Here is a 16019-nt window from a genome sequence, read left to right as displayed (position 1 = left end):
AGTTGACACGTTAAATTCCTTTGTCGCTGCACCGTCGCGCGAGGTTACGATTGGCGCTACAGCTGTAGGATCGGTCGGCTTTGGCTTGCCGCGCTAACTCTTTGAAGCGCGCTCTAAGCAAATGATGTGCCGTGATAAATTAATCGACAATCAGCCGGGTTCAGCCACCCGGATGCGGCTCCAATCAGAGCGCATCCGGGCTTTTGACACTATTGCGCGAGGCTGAACGATGTCCCCGCACGATAGTCAGTCAGCCTGTGCAGAAACGCCTAGAACAGGTGTTCCTTGTAAGTGCTCTTGTCAGCGATAACCATGCCGTTACCGATGACGAGAAGGCCTTCACCGGCACCCTTTTTAACGCTGACCTTGTTGTAACCGTCAACGCCGAGATCGGTGCCTTCTGTGACTTCCTTCTTTTCGAGCAGAAGCTTGGCAACCGCATTCATCGCCATGCCAGCCTTCTGCGGATCCCAGAAGCCGATTGCGGTGATCGCGCCTGATTCAAGAAGATCAGCCGATGGATTCGGCAGGCCGGTGCCGACGAGGCAAACCTTGCCGCTCAGGCCAGCTTCATCGATTGCACGACCAACGCCGAGAACGTCGTTACCGGCAGAGGTCTGGAAGCCCTTCAGGTCAGGGTGCTTGCGCAGGATTTCCTTGGCCTTTTCATAGGTGCCATTGGCATCGTCGAAGGATTCGTTGTTTGGATCGACGAGCTGCATGTCAGCGTATTTCTTGGCATTTTCTTCAGCCGAACCAACCCACTGCATGTGGGTGCGGCTGCCGAGCGAGCCGACGAAAGTTGTCCACTTACCGCTCTTGCCCATGCATTCTGCAAGGCGTTCATTGAGTGCCGTGCCGTAATCCGCATTGTCGAAGGCTTCAACGTCGGCCATTGTGTTGACCTGGTTGTCGGCTTCATGGGTCACAACAACGATGCCGCGTTCGATTGCGCGCTTGAAGGTGCCTTCAAGAACAGCCGGGTCCATTGGAACGACTGCAAGTGCGTTCACGCCCTTGGCAACGAGGTCCTGAACGATCTGAAGCTGCTGTGCTGCGTCTGCCGTTGCCGGTCCGCTCTGTGTCGCAACCACATCAGGGTTGGCCTTCTGATAAGCTTCAACGCCGGTGTTCATACGGTCGAACCAAGGAATACCGCTGATCTTGACGACAGTTGCGATGACCGGCTTTTCCTGTGCGACGAGCGCACTTGCACTGCCTGCTACAATCGCTGCGCCAATGACAGTTCCAGCGAGCAGTTTTTTCGTTACTGATTTCATGATTTCCTCCACGCTAACTTTCCCCCAATGTCTATGTTCGGGTGCCTGAGGGTTGAGCACCGATATTTCCCTTTTGGCGATTGCCGAGGGTAAAGAAGCCCGCGATGTCGTATTTGCCGACTGCGAGGAAGGCGAGCAGCAGCAAGCCCCAGGCAAAGTCGCGGACGAAATTGGAAAGACCGCCGAAGTTGAGCAGGCTCGACATGAGCTGCAACGCAATGGCACTCAGCACCACGCAGATCACACGGCCATAGCCACCTTCAGGTTTAACACCGGCCATCACCGCAATGAGAATGGCGACCAGCAGATATGAGCTGCCATAGTCGAACTTCACATTGACGTTGCGTGCCGCAATGATGATGCCGGCGATGCCTGCCAGCAGACCGCTGGTTGCATAGGTCGCTATCAACACGCCATTGCGTGGAAAGCCTGCAAAAATTGCAGCTTTCGGATTGGTGCCCATCAACATCAGCCAATAGCCATAAGGCGTGAAACGCACCACTGCAGCAATCAGCAACGCAACTGCGATGAAGATCAGGAAGCTGATCGGAACAGCCCAAAACATGTCATTGCCAATGCGCGACAGAAGATCTGGGCTACCAACCATGACAGCGCGACCGCTCGAAACGACAACTGCCAGACCCGTAAAAGCCATCTGAGTGCCAAGCGTGCAGAGGATCGGCGTGATATTGAAACGCGCAATCAAAACACCGTTGACGATGCCGCCCGCAAGACCGATCACCAATGCCAGTCCGATGAAAGCGAGGCTGAAACCAAGCTGGTTCTCGGCACTGGAGATGAATGTCGAAACAACGACTGCGGAAAGCACACCGGAAAGATTGGCCAGCGCAATACCCGAAAGGTCAATCCCACCATTGCCAGCGCACATGGCCAGCATAACGCCGATAGCCAGAAGCCCGATTTCGGGTACCTGACCTGCCATCGATTGCAGATTGAACAGGGACAGGAAAGATCCCCCCGAAATATACGCGCCAAGCGCGAGCAATCCCAGATTGATGACAACAAGCATAGCAAGCTGATTGCTTGTCTTCTGCATGGTCTCCTCCTACCATGTTTAGTAAACAAAACTGTTATTCACTAAATAAATGACCAAGAGGTTGGGGCTTGTCAAGCGTATTATCGAGGAATTATGGTTGCCTAACACAAGGAATTACCCTAATCGTTTTAAATCGCGGCGTTTCTGTTTACTAAACGACAGTCCAATTCGCCCTTAATATCGAAGTGCCGCCCGGAAAATATGAAAAAGAAAAAGTCCTTTACGATCAGAGATATTGCTGAGAACGCGGGTGTTTCACCTGCGACGGTGTCGCTTGTTCTGAACGGCAAAGGCGAGATTTCAGGGGAGACGCGTGCGCGAGTTCTTGAGTCGGTGTCCCGTCTCAATTACGTGCCGCGCGCAGCCAAAACCGGGTCCGGCGGCGGCGAGACGATCCGTTTTCTGAAAATTGCCAAGCATGGCGAAACGGTCAATCGCGATCACAGCGTTTTCGTTTCCGATTATATCGACGGCATGTCGTCGGAAGCGACACGCCGCAATTACACGCTTGAAGTGGTGAGCTTTGAAGGGCAGCCGATCAGTGCGGTTGCTGAATCGCTGGCCGGTGCGCCGATCCGGGGCGTGATTGCGCTTGGAACCGAGTTGTCTGCGGCAGATATCCACATGATTCAGGGGCTTGGTCTGCCCACTGTTTTCATCGATACGTTTTACGAGGTCATCGAAGCCAATTTCGTCGATATGAACAATGAAGATGCGGTGTTCAAAGTTCTGTCACGCTTTAAGCAGCTTGGCTTTTCGCGCATCGGTTTTGTCGCCAGTCATACTGAGACCACGAATTTCCGTCTTCGCCGCGATGCGTTTTTCAAGAATATGCAGCGTCTGGACTTAAACGTTCAAGAGCGTGACATTCTCTCGGTCGAATCAACTTATGAGGGCGCGCATCGCGATACTTGTGCGATGTTGCATTCGGGGCTCGATCTCGCTGAATGCTATTTCTGCACCAACGATATCATAGCCTATGGCTTCATCCGGGCGCTGAAAGGTAAGGGCATTCGCATTCCAGACGACGTTTCTGTCATCGGTTTCGATAATTTGCCGCAAAGTGCGACCATGGAGCCGGGGCTTACAACGGTTGAAGTTTCTAAACGCAAGATCGGTAATCTTGCAGTGACCGTTTTGGATGATCTGATCAATACGGCTGATACGCAACCGCCGGTCAAAATCCTGGTCGGAGCGAACCTCGTCATTAGATCAAGCGATTCCGGTGTTGCTACAAAGATTGTGGCCCCAAAGACCGGCGCTTTTACAAGCTAACCCGATAAAAAATCGATAAAACTCAATCGGTGGCAGGTGCAAACCAGTCGCTGATTTTGCGCGTCTTTGTGCTTGATGCCTCCTTTCATGACCGAGCGATCCCTCCGGTGCTTTGTCCAAAGTGCTGCGCAGTCCACTGTCCACGCCTCCCTACTACGTAGATAATTACTCTTGTAATTCTAATTATACATATGTATTCAAGAGTCGAGTTCGCTATGGGCTGGAGGCAGAGGAGCCTTCCCGGGTGATCTTTCAAGCGGCCAGGCGGGAGGATGTTTCGTCTGGTTTCCAAGGGAGGAATTTATGAAAAAGCTTGCTACGCTGGCGGCTCTCGCTGCCTTTTCGCTGCCTATTTCCGCCATGGCACAGGATGCGCCAGGTACGGTGAAGAAGGACAGCTATCGCTTCGTGATCGTTCCAAAGGTCGTTCATCCCTGGTTTGACAAGGTGAATGACGGTGCCCAGCAGGCAGCTGCCGCACTGAAGGCTCAGACCGGCGCGAATGTTGAAATCGTCTACTCGGCACCACAGAGCGCAGACGTTGTTCAGCAAAACCAGATCATCGACAGCGCGCTTTCCACGCGTCCTGATGGCCTTGCTCTCGATTTGCTCGATCCATCGGGCAATCGTGCTTCGCTTGAGGAAGCGCAGGGACAGAAAATTCCGCTGGTTCTGTTCGATTCCGTGCCACCTGAAGGCATGACAATCACCCATATCGGCTCCGATTTCTGCGAGCAGGCAAAGATTGCTGCGCGTCGTCTGGTCGAAGTTCTGGGTGGTGAAGGCGAAGTCGCGATCATGATGGGCGTGCCAACCGCACCAAACCATTCGATCCGCGCCGACTGCCATCGCGAAGTGTTCAAAGAACATCCGGGCATCAAGGTCGTAGCCGAAGGCATCGACAATGACAGCATCGAAATTGCTCAGCAGCAGGCTGCAGCAATCATGCAGGCCAATCCTAACCTCAAGGGCTGGGTTGCATCGGATGCGGCTGGTCCAATTGGCATCGGTCAGGCAATCGTAGAAGCTGGCAAGCAGAGCAAGGTCACGCTGGTCGGTCTCGATAATCTGCCGGAAATGCTCGACATGATCCGCAATGGCGTGGCAGACAGCTCGTCTGCCTCGCAGCCCGAACTTCAGGGCTACTGGTCGGTGATGACGCTTTGGGCACAGGCAACCGGCGCACCGGTTCCAGGCTATATCGACACCGGCAATGCATTCCTTACCAAGGAAAACGTAGGCAACTGATCTGATCCCGTTCAGGTCCGATCTTGTTGCAGGGGCACGGGTTCTCCCGTGCTCCATTCTTTCCCGTCCTATCGGCTTTGACCGGCAGCTTGCCGGACACGCAGCGATAGCTTCCCAAGGTGTCCATCATGGCTTATCTTGAAACAAGCGGATTAGGCCGGGACTTTCCGGGCGTAACCGCGCTGGATGGTGTTGACCTGAAAATCGAGCTGGGTCGCACGCATATTCTTGCTGGCGAAAACGGCGCCGGCAAATCCACACTCGTTAAAATTCTGACCGGAACCGATAGCGCTTCGCGCGGTCAGGTGCTGATCGATGGTCGCGACCCGACGACCGATCCTGCTCTTTATAAAAACGTTGCCTATGTTCCGCAGGAGCTGACGCTTTTCCCGCAGATGAGTGTCGCTGAAAATCTGTTCATGCCATTCAGCCGAACCGGCCATGGCGGCTTTCTCGTCAACCGCAATGCGTTGATGGAAGAAGCGAAATCCTATCTTGACCGCTTCGGCATCGAAGCGCAGGCAGATGATCTGGTCGCCAATGTTTCGGTGTCCGATCAGCAGCTTTTGCAGATCGCGCGCGCCTGCACCAATGAGCAGATGAAAGTGCTTATTCTTGATGAGCCGACCTCATCCTTGACGCGTGTCGAGGTGGAGCGTGTCTTCAAAGTTATCCGTGGTCTGCTTGATCGCGATCATGCCATTGTTTTCATCAGCCATAAGATGGAAGAAGTCTTCCAGATTGGTGATGATTATACCGTTCTTCGTAATGGCACCAAGATCGAAAGCGGTCACATCAAGGACGTGACGGAAGCCGATCTGATCCGCGCCATGTCTGGCCGCGATCTTTCTTTTGATGAGCATTTCCGTCCAGCTGCACCAACAACTGAAACCATCATGGAAGTGCGTGGACTTTCCGGCTCTCGCTTTGAAGATATCAGTTTCGATCTGCGCAAAGGCGAGATTCTGGGCTTTGCCGGTCTGGTTGGGGCAGGGCGCTCTGAGGTTATGCAGACGATCTTCGGTTTCCTTAAAGCCAAAGCGGGCGAAGTGAAGGTTGAAGGCGAAAGCTGGACGCTTAACGATACGTCGCGCTCAGTTGCGGGCGGTATGCTTTATCTTTCGGAAGAAAGGAAGCATCACGGAATTTTCCCGCTTCTGTCGCTGCGCGAAAATATCGGCATTTCTGTACTCTCTCTAACGAGTGGCAAACTCGGTATCAGCGATAGCCGTGAGCGCAACATCGTGCAGAAAATCATTGATGATTACGGTATTCGGACGTCCGGCATGGGCAAGCGTATTTCGCAGCTCTCTGGTGGCAATCAGCAGAAAGCGATCATCGGGCGCGCTATGGCCACCCGCCCGCGTGTGCTGATTTTTGACGAGCCGACTAAAGGCATCGATATACGCACCAAGTCCGAGATTTATCGCATCATGAAGAATCTCGCCGAAGAGGGCGTGGGCGTTATCCTCGTTTCCTCTGAACTCAACGAACTCCAGAAATGCGCGAGCCGGATCATCACCATGCATAACGGTCATATCACCGGTGAGTTCTCCACCACCGATACCAACAATGAAACACTCGTGGGCGCGATCTTTGGAACAGAGGTAAAAGCCGATGCAAACTAGAGCCTTTTCCAATCTCATTCGCACACCTCTCGCAGGCGTTTTCGTAGCCTTGTTGGTGATATTTGCCCTTTCGGCGATCCTGTCGCCATATTTTCTCACGCCGTACAATCTGTCGGTGGTCGCACGCGGTCTTGCCTTCGTTGGCCTCATTACCATCGCCCAGTCCATGCTTATGGTGCTTGGCGAGCTTGATCTTTCGCTCGGCGTGATTGGCGGATTGAGTGGCGTTGTGTCCGGCATTCTGATGATGCGCATGGGCTTTGAGCCTTATTCGGCGATGCTGCTGGCCATTCTGCTCGGGCTTTGCCTCGGGCTGTTCAACGGCTTTCTCGTCACTTTCCTGCGCCTGCATTCGCTGGTGCTCACGATTGGTACGGCCGGCATTTTCGGAGGCGCCAATCTGGTGCTGACGCGTGGTGTTGCCATCACCGGCATTCCGCGTGAAGTGCATTTCCTTGGGCGCGGTGATTTCTTCGGCATTCCAGTGCCGTTTATGATCATGTTTGCCATGCTGCTAATTGCGACTTTCGTAATGCTGAAAACACCCTTTGGTCGCTATATGTATGCCATCGGCAACAATCGCGATGGCGCACGCATGCTGGGCATTCGCGTGGATCGCGTGCGTCTTCTGGTGTTTGGTGCTGCGGGTGCAATTGCGGGCCTTGCCGGTGTGCTGATGGTTGCGCGTCTGGGTACTGCACAGCCTTCCATTGGTGACAGCTGGGTTCTGGCTCCGATTGCTGCATCCGTCATCGGTGGCGTTGCCACAACGGGTGGTATCGGCAGCCCGATTGGTGCGATCCTCGGTGCAGGTATCATCGCCATTATTGAAAACATTATCGTTCTGTTCGGTGTCTCCCCCTATTGGCAGGGCATTGTTTCAGGTGCAATCGTCGTGCTGGCTATCTCGTTCGATGCCATATCGCGTCGTTATCTGCGCCGGGATGCCCACTGATCTGACGACCTGACACGTTTTAGAAAGCCAGTAATATGAATGAACAAGTCAAAACCAAAAAGCTGATCAACGCGCCGGAAAACATCATTGCAGAAATGATCGAAGGTATGGTCGGCGCGCATCCCGATATGCTGCGTGTTGAAGGCGAAACTGGTCGTGCAGTTGTGGCAGTTGATGGTCCGCGCGAGGGTAAGGTCGGTATCGTGGTGGGCGGTGGTTCGGGTCATGAACCCGCGTTTGCAGGCTATGTTGGACGCGGCCTAGCGGATGCTGCAGCGGTTGGCAATGTGTTTGCCTCACCGTCACCCGCTCACATTGCGGAAGCGGCACGTGCTGCTGATGGCGGTGCTGGCGTGCTGATGCTTTATGGCAATTACACGGGCGACGTTCTCAACTTCACCATGGCTGCGGAAGAGCTGGCGCAGGACGGCATGGATGTGCGTCATGTCGCCGTAGCTGACGATGTGGCCTCTGCTCCGCTGGATCGCAAGTCGGAACGTCGCGGTATTGCCGGTGATTTCTTCGTTTTCAAGGTAGCAGGTGCTGCTGCTGATTTGGGTGAATCCCTCGCGCGCGTTGAAGCGTTGGCACAGGTGGCCAATGAAGCGACCCGTTCGATGGGCGTGGCATTGAGCCCCTGCTCGCTGCCACAGACCGGTAAGCCGAATTTCACTATCGGTGACGATGAGATGGAAATCGGCATGGGGCTGCATGGCGAGCCGGGCATCCGTCGCCAGAAGCTTGCGCCGGCCGACGAAGTTACCGACGAGCTGATGGATGCTCTTATTGGCGAATTGTCACTCAAGGCCGGAGATCGCGTAGCAGTTCTCGTCAACGGGCTTGGTGCGACCTCGCAGATTGAGCTCTATCTGGTGTTCCGTCGTGCGAAGCAGTTGCTGGACGCCAAGGGCGTTCTCATTCACGCGTCATGGGTTGGCGAATATGCCACCTCGCTTGAAATGGCAGGCGCGTCCATCACGCTCATGAAGCTTGATGATACCTTGCAAACACTGCTCGATCACCCTTGCCGCACTCCGGCGCTGACAGTTGGCGCGGTACAGGCTGGCGACAGGGAGCCTGCGACCCATCGTAAGGCAGTCCGGGCCACCGAGCACAAGGAAGCAGCGCAGGAAGCGCCGCGCAAGCTCATCACCGATGGTGATGTCACGCCTGCACTTTTCAAAGCGATGATGATGAATGTCGGCAATCAGATTATCGCCGAAAAAGACTGGCTGTCTGAACTTGATGGCGTGATTGGGGACGGCGACCATGGCGTGACCATGGAGATCGGCTGGAAAGCCGTTCAGCATGCACTTGAAGATGAACAGGGCGACGAGACAATCGAGGCCATCTGCAAGCGTATGGCCAAGGCGTTTCTCGATGCAGTTGGTGCGTCTTCTGGTCCGCTTTATGCGACAGCCTTCCTGCGTGCAGGAACAGCGGTCGGCAATCGCCTTAATCTCGATAGCACTGGCATGGCCGATTGGCTGGCGGCAGCTTCGCAGGGAATTCGCGATCGCGGTCGTGCCGATCCGGGTGACAAGACGATGATCGACGCATGGGTGCCTGCGGTTGAAGCTGCAACTGCAGCTGCCCAAAACGGTAAGTCGACACTGGAAGTGTTGATTGCAGCGCGTGATGGTGCAGAAGCTGGCATGAAGGCGACGGCTGCGATGGAATCCCGCCGCGGTCGATCAGCGAAGCTTGGCGAGCGTTCCATCGGTCATATCGATCCGGGCGCAGCTTCAACGTTCGTGACGCTGCGCGCCATGGCAGAAGCCCTTCAAGCACAGAAATAATCTAATCGCAGGGGCCGTGTCTAACGCGGCCCCTGTAGCAATGCGCGCGCCACACCTTCATTGGTGACAAGGCGATTGACATAGCCACCGCGCAAAATTGCCCGGATAATGGGGATTTTGTTCAACCCACCTGAAACCAGAACCGATGCTGGTTTGAGCTTCAGCTTGTCCGGTGGCAGAGCAATGATTGAATCATTGAGAAAATGGTCAATCGGACGGCCCTGAGCGTCAAGAAAATATCCCAGAAACTCACCAACGGCGCCAAGTTTCAGCACAGCGTCGAGATTGTCCTTGACGACGCGAATATGCGTGAGCGAGGTTTCTGACGTCAGCGGCCCGCAGGATACGAGACCGATATCGGCGATTTCAGTTCTTGCCAACACGTCTGTCAGCTCGTCGCTTAGCAGGATCGCATTGCGGCTTTCGCGATTGGCGCAATAAATCGGTGCGGTTAGATAGTGACACTCGACACCTAGTGCTCGTGCAAAATCCGTCGCGACTTCAAATGTATTGGTCGATGAGCCGCTGGTGACACCGCCAGTCAGTCCGACCACCCAGCTTTCGGGTTTGGGTTTTGCGCGCAAACTGCGCACGGCAAAACTCAGTGTTCTGCCTGAAGCAATCCCGACGCCCATATCGCGCCCGTCAATCAACTCGCCAGCCATGGTTCCGGCAGCTTCACCGATAACGCGTTTCTGCTCGAGAAAATCATCGAGATCAGGAACGACAACAGCATCTGCAAGACCATAGCGTGCTGCGACTTTTTCCGCCAACTCGACGCAGTCTGACAATGGCAGGCTGACACTGATCTGGATTTGACCGGATTCCCGAACCTGCCCAATGATCTTGTTGACCTTGAGCCGGGTAATGTTGAGCCGCTGTGCAATTTCCTGCTGGGTCTGCCCACCGATGAAATAAAGCCAGGCTACGCGCGCGCGTTCCTGTTCTTCATCGACAGACACGAATTTCTCGTTCATTCACTGACCCTTAACAGTCGCTTCACGCAGCAGAACATCCTTGAGAGCATGACTGCAAAGCAGCATATCCTGTCACTTGTAACTCATTTCATAATTAGGGGCGTAGCTGCAATGTCTTTTGGCAGAACTGGATTTTAATTGTGGTTTCCGCTGTCGAAATTGCAGCCTGTTTATGCCTCCCATAAATTAGGAAAATCTTAGCAATTTAACTTGACTCAAATTATCATGTTAACTAGAAGTTGCGCCGGGGAATATCCCTGACGGCGGGTAAGATCATGTATAACAAAGATAGTCAGAAGTCGGCGCTCCATCGCTTTGTCGAAGGAGATGCGTTCTGGGTGGCCTATGCAGGTTTATTTGCAGTGATCGTTATCGCTGCAAATCTTTACCTTTGAAAATTGTCAGTCTGCAACTGCAAACAGCCTTTTGTAGACCGACCAAGCATATCAGCAGCAAGCAATAGTTCTCAGGTAGCCAGCCACTGATTTCCACTTTCGCGAGGAAACAGTGAAGAAAATACACTCAAAACACTACAGCATTCTTTTAATCGGTGTGGCCTATAGTGCATTCATGGCGGGAACTATCGCGTCCCATGCGCAATCAGCCAGTGATACTCAGCAGAATGCACAGACGAGCGACACGACGCAGGCAAAGAAGGCGGCGGGCTCTGTCGAGCTTCAGCCAATCATCATCAGCGCTGGCGTTGATATGGACGCACCTTATCTGACGCCGGGCGGTGTCAGCGTTATTGATGGCAATATCGTTCAGGAAAAATATGGCGGCGATGCGAATGCGATTGTGCGTTCCATGCCGGGCACATTCACGCGCATATCGTCGAGCCAGCCGGGCGTTGCGGTCAATATTCGTGGTTTTGAATCGGATGGGCGCGTCAATACCATGATCGATGGCGTCCCGCAGATGTTCAGAAACACGGCGGGTCATGCTTCGACCGGTGGCGAACTGCTTTACATGGATACGAATCTCCTTGCAGGCGTGGGTGCCGAGCGCGGTGCCGTCAACGGTGCGCACGGCATGGGTTCTCTTGCGGGTGCCGTCAACTTCAGAACCATTGATTTTGATGATGTGGTTCTTGAAGGGCAGGATCAGGGCGTCAAGACCATCATGAAAGCCGGTAACAATGGCTATGGTCTTTCCGGGATGATTGCCGGTGGTGCGCGGACAAATATTCCGGGATCAGGAACGGCGTCGATTGTGGGTGCTTTCAGCTATAGCGACCACGAGAATTACCGAAGAGGCGATGGTGTTTACAACACACCTGACGCGAGCAATAAGCCGGGTTCGGGTTTGTTGAAGTTCCGTTTCCAGCCGGACGATGTGCATGATCTGAAGCTCGGCGCACGCTGGTACAAGAACAACTTTCTGGTTTCCGGCTATGAGTGGGGCGTGACCAATTCCACCTACACCGCCAACTATTCCTATAACCCGGACAGTGAGTGGATCGATCTGAAGATCAATGCCTATTACAATCGCACGGACATGTCTTATGACCCCACAACTGGTGGCTCATACCGGCAGCGTGAGACGCGGGATAATGGCTACGGGTTCGATGTGACCAATACGAGCCGCTTCGACATTACGGACGAACTCAGTGCCCGGTGGGAATATGGTGCGGCCTATTCCTCAGATGACTACAAGGTCAACAACTACCGAGGTGCGAACCCTCCCGGCAGAATGCAGAAAGCACGCGCCTTTACCGACATTACATTGTCGCAGGGTATTTTCGAACTGAGCACGGGACTGAATTACGATTACTGGACGCTGAGTGGGCATCAAAGCCCATGCACGGCCAATGTTGGTTTCTGCCCGCCAACGGGTGGTAATGTGGACGTTTCGCGCAATGAAAACGCACTCAACCCAAAGGTCACACTGTCTGCGAAGCCGGTCGACTGGCTGCAGCCCTATGTGACCTATGCCCACACATTCAGACCACCATCTGCGCGAGAAGCGCTTTGGGCATTGGTTCCGATTGGCGCTGGCATTGGTGGTGGCCAGTTTTCCAATTTCTATCTCGACCCAGAAAAATCCAAGGGATGGGAGTTTGGAACGAATGTCATCAAAGATGATCTGCTGATCGCTGGTGACGCGTTGCGGTTGAAGGTCAATTATTTCCGATACGATATCGAAAATTATATCGTGAACAACCTCTTGACCTTACCCGGTGATCCATATGAAAGGGCGATCTGGGTCAACGTACCTGGAACCACGAAGTCACGTGGCTTTGAGATCGAGGGTGGTTACGATGCTCGATTTGCCTATGTGAACCTCTCTTATACCCATGCAAGCAACGATCAGCCGGTTAGCTGGGGCGCTGGCATCGGCAATGGCGACTCGACTTTCCTGCCGGAGGATTATGTCACCGTTGATGTGGGTGTTCGTGCGTTTGAGGAAGCTCTGACGGTTGGCGGGTCGATGAACCATGTCGGCGGCAGCCGTTATGCGGTTGGCTTTGGCGACACTGAGAAAAAGGAATCCTATACGCTTTACAATCTCTACGCCTCGTACAAGTTCAACAAGCACGCGACTGCTTTCATGAATGTCGAGAACCTGACGGATGTAGCCTACAGTCCGGCAGTGTCCGGCGAAATGGCGGAAAAAACTGGTCGCGGCCGTACCTTTATGGTCGGCCTCACGACACAGTTCTGATTTGATCGTGGTGTAAAAAATCAAATGGCTGGAACATTCCAGCCATTTGTATCTAAAGCTCGATAGGTACCGTCACCACGACCTTCAGGCCCGGATTGTTGTCGAGTTCTTCCATCTCTCCACCAAGCCCCAGCACGATGGCATTGAGCATTTTGCTGCCAAAGCCAGTCCTGTTGCGTGTTTTACCCGAGCCGTTATCTGCCACCACCAGACGGGCTTGATTGAAATGCTGATCGAGCGTCACACTTGTTGGTCCGGGAGCGCCATCATAAGCATATTTATTGGCATTGGTGACGAGCTCCGAATAGACCAGTCCGATATTGATCGCTCGATCGGCATTGATCAGGACATGTGAAAGCTTGCTGGTATGGTGGCTGCGCCATTCCTCGCCCATCGACTGGAAGAGTTCGTTCGATAGCTCATCGAGATAACGGGCAAGATCGACCGATCCGACATAGCTGTCGGAATAAAGACGGCGGTGCACGAGCGCCACGGCAGCGATGCGGCTGCGTGCGTCGGTGAGATACTGCACGATCAACGGGTCATCGGTTTCGCGCATCTGCATACCGAGAAATGTCGAGACAAGCTGAAGACTGTTCTGCACCCGATGATTGATTTCCTTCATCAGAAAATCTTTCTGTTCCAGAAGCTTGTCCTGCTGCTCCAGAGTTCTCTGTAATTCGCGGTTCAGTCTGTCGATCCGGCGGCGTTGATAGGCTTCATGAATGACACGACCAATGCGGTGCATTGCATCAGTTTTGTTGAAGTTCCAATAGCGCGATCGGCCATGCACCTCTTCTGACCATGCTTCAAACGACGCGCGGGGCGTCAACGGTGCAGACGTCGAACTGGATGCGTCCTTATGCGGGTTTCCGGCCCATTCAACGATCTGCACTTTTTCGGCGCGCGACCAGACCAGAAAAACATCCTCATCCAGATGCAACTTGAATACTGCAATGCCGCTGGCAATCGATATGACATGCGCGGGCAAATCTTTATGCCGGCCAAATTCGTGCGAATAGAAAAGGCCATCCTTGAACTTGTTCTGGATCAAACCGAGGATAGTACGAAGATCGGAGATGTTCGGTGACGTTCCGGACTGTGCGACCAATTTTTCCTTGGAAACGACGGCAAAGCCATCTGCAATCATCATCTGGCGCAGATTTTCAGTGGTTTCTGCAAGGCGCTCTTCAAGTGGCGCGTTAATCAGCAGCGTTTCGACAAGTCGATCCTCGTGGGAGCGCAGCCGGAGTCGCTCACGCGCGTTCTCAGCCTCGTCTTTGGAGTTCATCTGTCGGGCAAGGCTCGCAGCCAATGCGCGTGCCGCGGCGCGCGTTGCAAAGGGCATGGCCAGCGGTGCCACATTGTGACAGGCGATGAGGCCCCATAGTACACCATCTTTGATGATGGAGACAGACGCGCTCGAGCCCACGCCCATGTTCTGCAAATATTGCAGATGTATGGGAGAAACACTGCGCAAGGCGACATCACTCAAATCAAGCGGTTGTTGCGGTTCATCCTTATACCATCGCAGCGGTGCCGGAATGTAGGTGGAATCCGGTATGACGCGGACACGATTGCGCAGATAAAGCGCACGTGCCTGTTTGGGAATGTCGCTTGCTGGAAAATGATGATTGAGAAAGGTCGGATAGTTGTCGTTGCCATCTTCAGCCAGCACAACGCCAGATCCATCTTCAAGAAATTGATAGATCATGACACGGTCAAAGCCTGTCAGCTTGCGAAAAGCCACGACGGACTTCTGAAACAGCGTTCGGACATCCGGTGCCGCTTCAAACTGGTGCGCGACGGCTTCAAGGCCGGACAGCGACTGTTCTGGCGTTATGAACGACTGTAACGCTGGCTCGATTTCAACGAGCAGATATTCATTGAGAATATGGCCGAGCAGATCAAAGGCTTCATCCCCAATGATAAGTTTGCCAAGAATGATTTCATCGGCTCTTGGAGCTTCTGCAGCCATCGCCAGCACATCAAACTGCAACAGATAATCGATGTGCTGGCCGGGCCAAGCCTCGCCGAAATAGTTTTCGAGATGTCCGGCACCGCCGACGATCTGGCCACTGGTCAGTTCCGCAACCAGTAGCATGCCATGAGGTTGAATAGATCCGGGTATGTGAATGGGTTCGCGGTCGCAGGCAGTCTGATCAAGCGGGCTGTCTGGCGACATGGTTGAAAACCTTCTGATAATTATACTCAAAGGCACCGAATGCAGCGATGGCTGCAAACGTGCAACGCTCTTCATCGTCGTCATCAAAAGGCGTGATATCGATTAGTTTAAGGGTCTGATTCCATGAACGCAAATTGTTGATCTGTCTGGCAACGTGCCGCGCTCCGAACTCTCCGGTGAAGCCGAGCTTATTGACTTGATCGGCCCGCTCCTGCGCGAGAATTGCGAGAGCTTCCAGAGCATAAAACGTTCCAATAATAGTTGGCAAGTCGACGGGCTCAGTTGCTCGTTTGAAGCGCAGCATATCCGAACCGAGATCAACATTGAGGTCGTCGATGTCACGAGCAAGGGATGGTTCGAGCTTGCGTTCATTCCAGTCTGGGACGAGCGCTTCTATATGGCTCGTTTCCAGCATCGATTCCAGAAGCAGGCAGCTTGCGAGGGTAGCGTGCAAATAGATTTTGTATGAAGCTTCTGTGCCGAGCATGGCCAGATCGCTGTACAATATATCAACTCGATTATGGTGCGGGCTGGTTGCCGATTTCAATCGCCAGTACCGTCCCGACATTGTTTTTTGGAACATTAAAGAAATTCACTCCGCTTCAGAAAAGATCATGTGCATGAGCAATATTCAGGCGCATATCTCCGCGCGCAATAACGCGGTTGACGGCTCTTGGTTCCAATTAATTTAAGAGATAGCTGAAAATAAAGCTGCTTTATGCAGTGCGCAAATTGCAAAAGGGAGGGCTCATCTCAAAGCCGATAATAAAACGAGCCTTGGCACTAGCCACGGACTAAGCGCTTCATTCCTTTTAACAATTTCAGTCCTGGAGATCGAATGGTGGGCGTAACAGGGATTGAACCTGTGACCCCTACAATGTCAATGTAATTTTTAAACGTTTCCGTTTGTTTCCAGAAATTTCTTTTAAGTCGATTATGGTATTAAAATCA

11 protein-coding genes are annotated in these 16019 nt (G+C 53.4%); 6 read left to right on the top strand and 5 right to left on the bottom strand.

Annotated elements, in window-relative coordinates:
- Positions 1 to 269: 269 nt before the first annotated feature.
- A complete protein-coding gene (locus tag OIV19_RS17740; RefSeq protein ID WP_151093110.1) occupies positions 270 to 1280 on the bottom strand; it encodes a substrate-binding domain-containing protein in 1011 nt (336 codons plus the stop codon).
- A gap of 31 nt (positions 1281 to 1311) precedes the next feature.
- Positions 1312 to 2337 carry an ABC transporter permease gene (locus OIV19_RS17735; RefSeq protein ID WP_264232508.1) on the bottom strand — a complete coding sequence of 342 codons (1026 nt, stop codon included), beginning with the start codon at positions 2335 to 2337 and terminating at the stop codon, positions 1312 to 1314.
- A gap of 201 nt (positions 2338 to 2538) precedes the next feature.
- Here OIV19_RS17735 and OIV19_RS17730 point away from each other — a divergent pair, with 201 nt between their 5' ends.
- The 5 genes from OIV19_RS17730 (at position 2539) to dhaL (ending at position 9242) form a co-directional block, all read left to right on the top strand.
- Positions 2539 to 3612 (top strand): LacI family DNA-binding transcriptional regulator, encoded by a 1074-nt coding sequence (locus OIV19_RS17730; protein WP_191792933.1) that lies wholly within the window; start codon positions 2539 to 2541, stop codon positions 3610 to 3612.
- Positions 3613 to 3915: 303 nt separating this feature from the next.
- Positions 3916 to 4860, top strand: coding sequence for a substrate-binding domain-containing protein (locus OIV19_RS17725; RefSeq protein WP_264232505.1), 945 nt, complete (start codon positions 3916 to 3918; stop codon positions 4858 to 4860).
- Between the two features lie 128 nt (positions 4861 to 4988).
- On the top strand, positions 4989 to 6488 hold the full coding sequence (locus OIV19_RS17720; protein WP_264232503.1) for a sugar ABC transporter ATP-binding protein: 1500 nt from the start codon (positions 4989 to 4991) through the stop codon (positions 6486 to 6488).
- Entirely contained in the window at positions 6478 to 7443 is a 966-nt protein-coding gene (locus OIV19_RS17715; protein WP_151093101.1) for an ABC transporter permease, read from the top strand. Before OIV19_RS17720 ends, OIV19_RS17715 begins: the two co-directional genes overlap by 11 nt.
- A 35-nt stretch (positions 7444 to 7478) precedes the next feature.
- The gene (gene dhaL, locus OIV19_RS17710) at positions 7479 to 9242 is read left to right on the top strand and encodes a dihydroxyacetone kinase subunit DhaL (RefSeq protein WP_264232501.1); all 1764 of its coding nucleotides are present in this window, start codon (positions 7479 to 7481) and stop codon (positions 9240 to 9242) included.
- 20 nt (positions 9243 to 9262) lie between these two features.
- On the opposite strand, the gene OIV19_RS17705 is transcribed toward dhaL, so the two are convergent.
- A complete protein-coding gene (locus OIV19_RS17705; RefSeq protein ID WP_151093097.1) occupies positions 9263 to 10219 on the bottom strand; it encodes a sugar-binding transcriptional regulator in 957 nt (318 codons plus the stop codon).
- A gap of 507 nt (positions 10220 to 10726) precedes the next feature.
- Between OIV19_RS17705 and OIV19_RS17700 the strand changes: the two genes are divergently transcribed.
- The gene (locus OIV19_RS17700) at positions 10727 to 12883 is read left to right on the top strand and encodes a TonB-dependent receptor domain-containing protein (RefSeq protein ID WP_264232499.1); all 2157 of its coding nucleotides are present in this window, start codon (positions 10727 to 10729) and stop codon (positions 12881 to 12883) included.
- Positions 12884 to 12935: 52 nt separating this feature from the next.
- On the opposite strand, the gene OIV19_RS17695 is transcribed toward OIV19_RS17700, so the two are convergent.
- A complete protein-coding gene (locus OIV19_RS17695) occupies positions 12936 to 15068 on the bottom strand; it encodes a histidine kinase dimerization/phosphoacceptor domain -containing protein (protein WP_264232497.1) in 2133 nt (710 codons plus the stop codon).
- Positions 15046 to 15573: a heme oxygenase-like domain-containing protein gene (locus tag OIV19_RS17690; RefSeq protein WP_264232495.1), complete on the bottom strand. Its 528-nt coding sequence runs from the start codon at positions 15571 to 15573 to the stop codon at positions 15046 to 15048. Before OIV19_RS17690 ends, OIV19_RS17695 begins: the two co-directional genes overlap by 23 nt.
- Positions 15574 to 16019: the final 446 nt, after the last annotated feature.

Source organism: Brucella sp. HL-2, assembly GCF_025846885.2.
Lineage (GTDB): Bacteria > Pseudomonadota > Alphaproteobacteria > Rhizobiales > Rhizobiaceae > Brucella > Brucella quorumnocens.
This window is presented reverse-complemented; position numbering and strand designations above follow the sequence as displayed.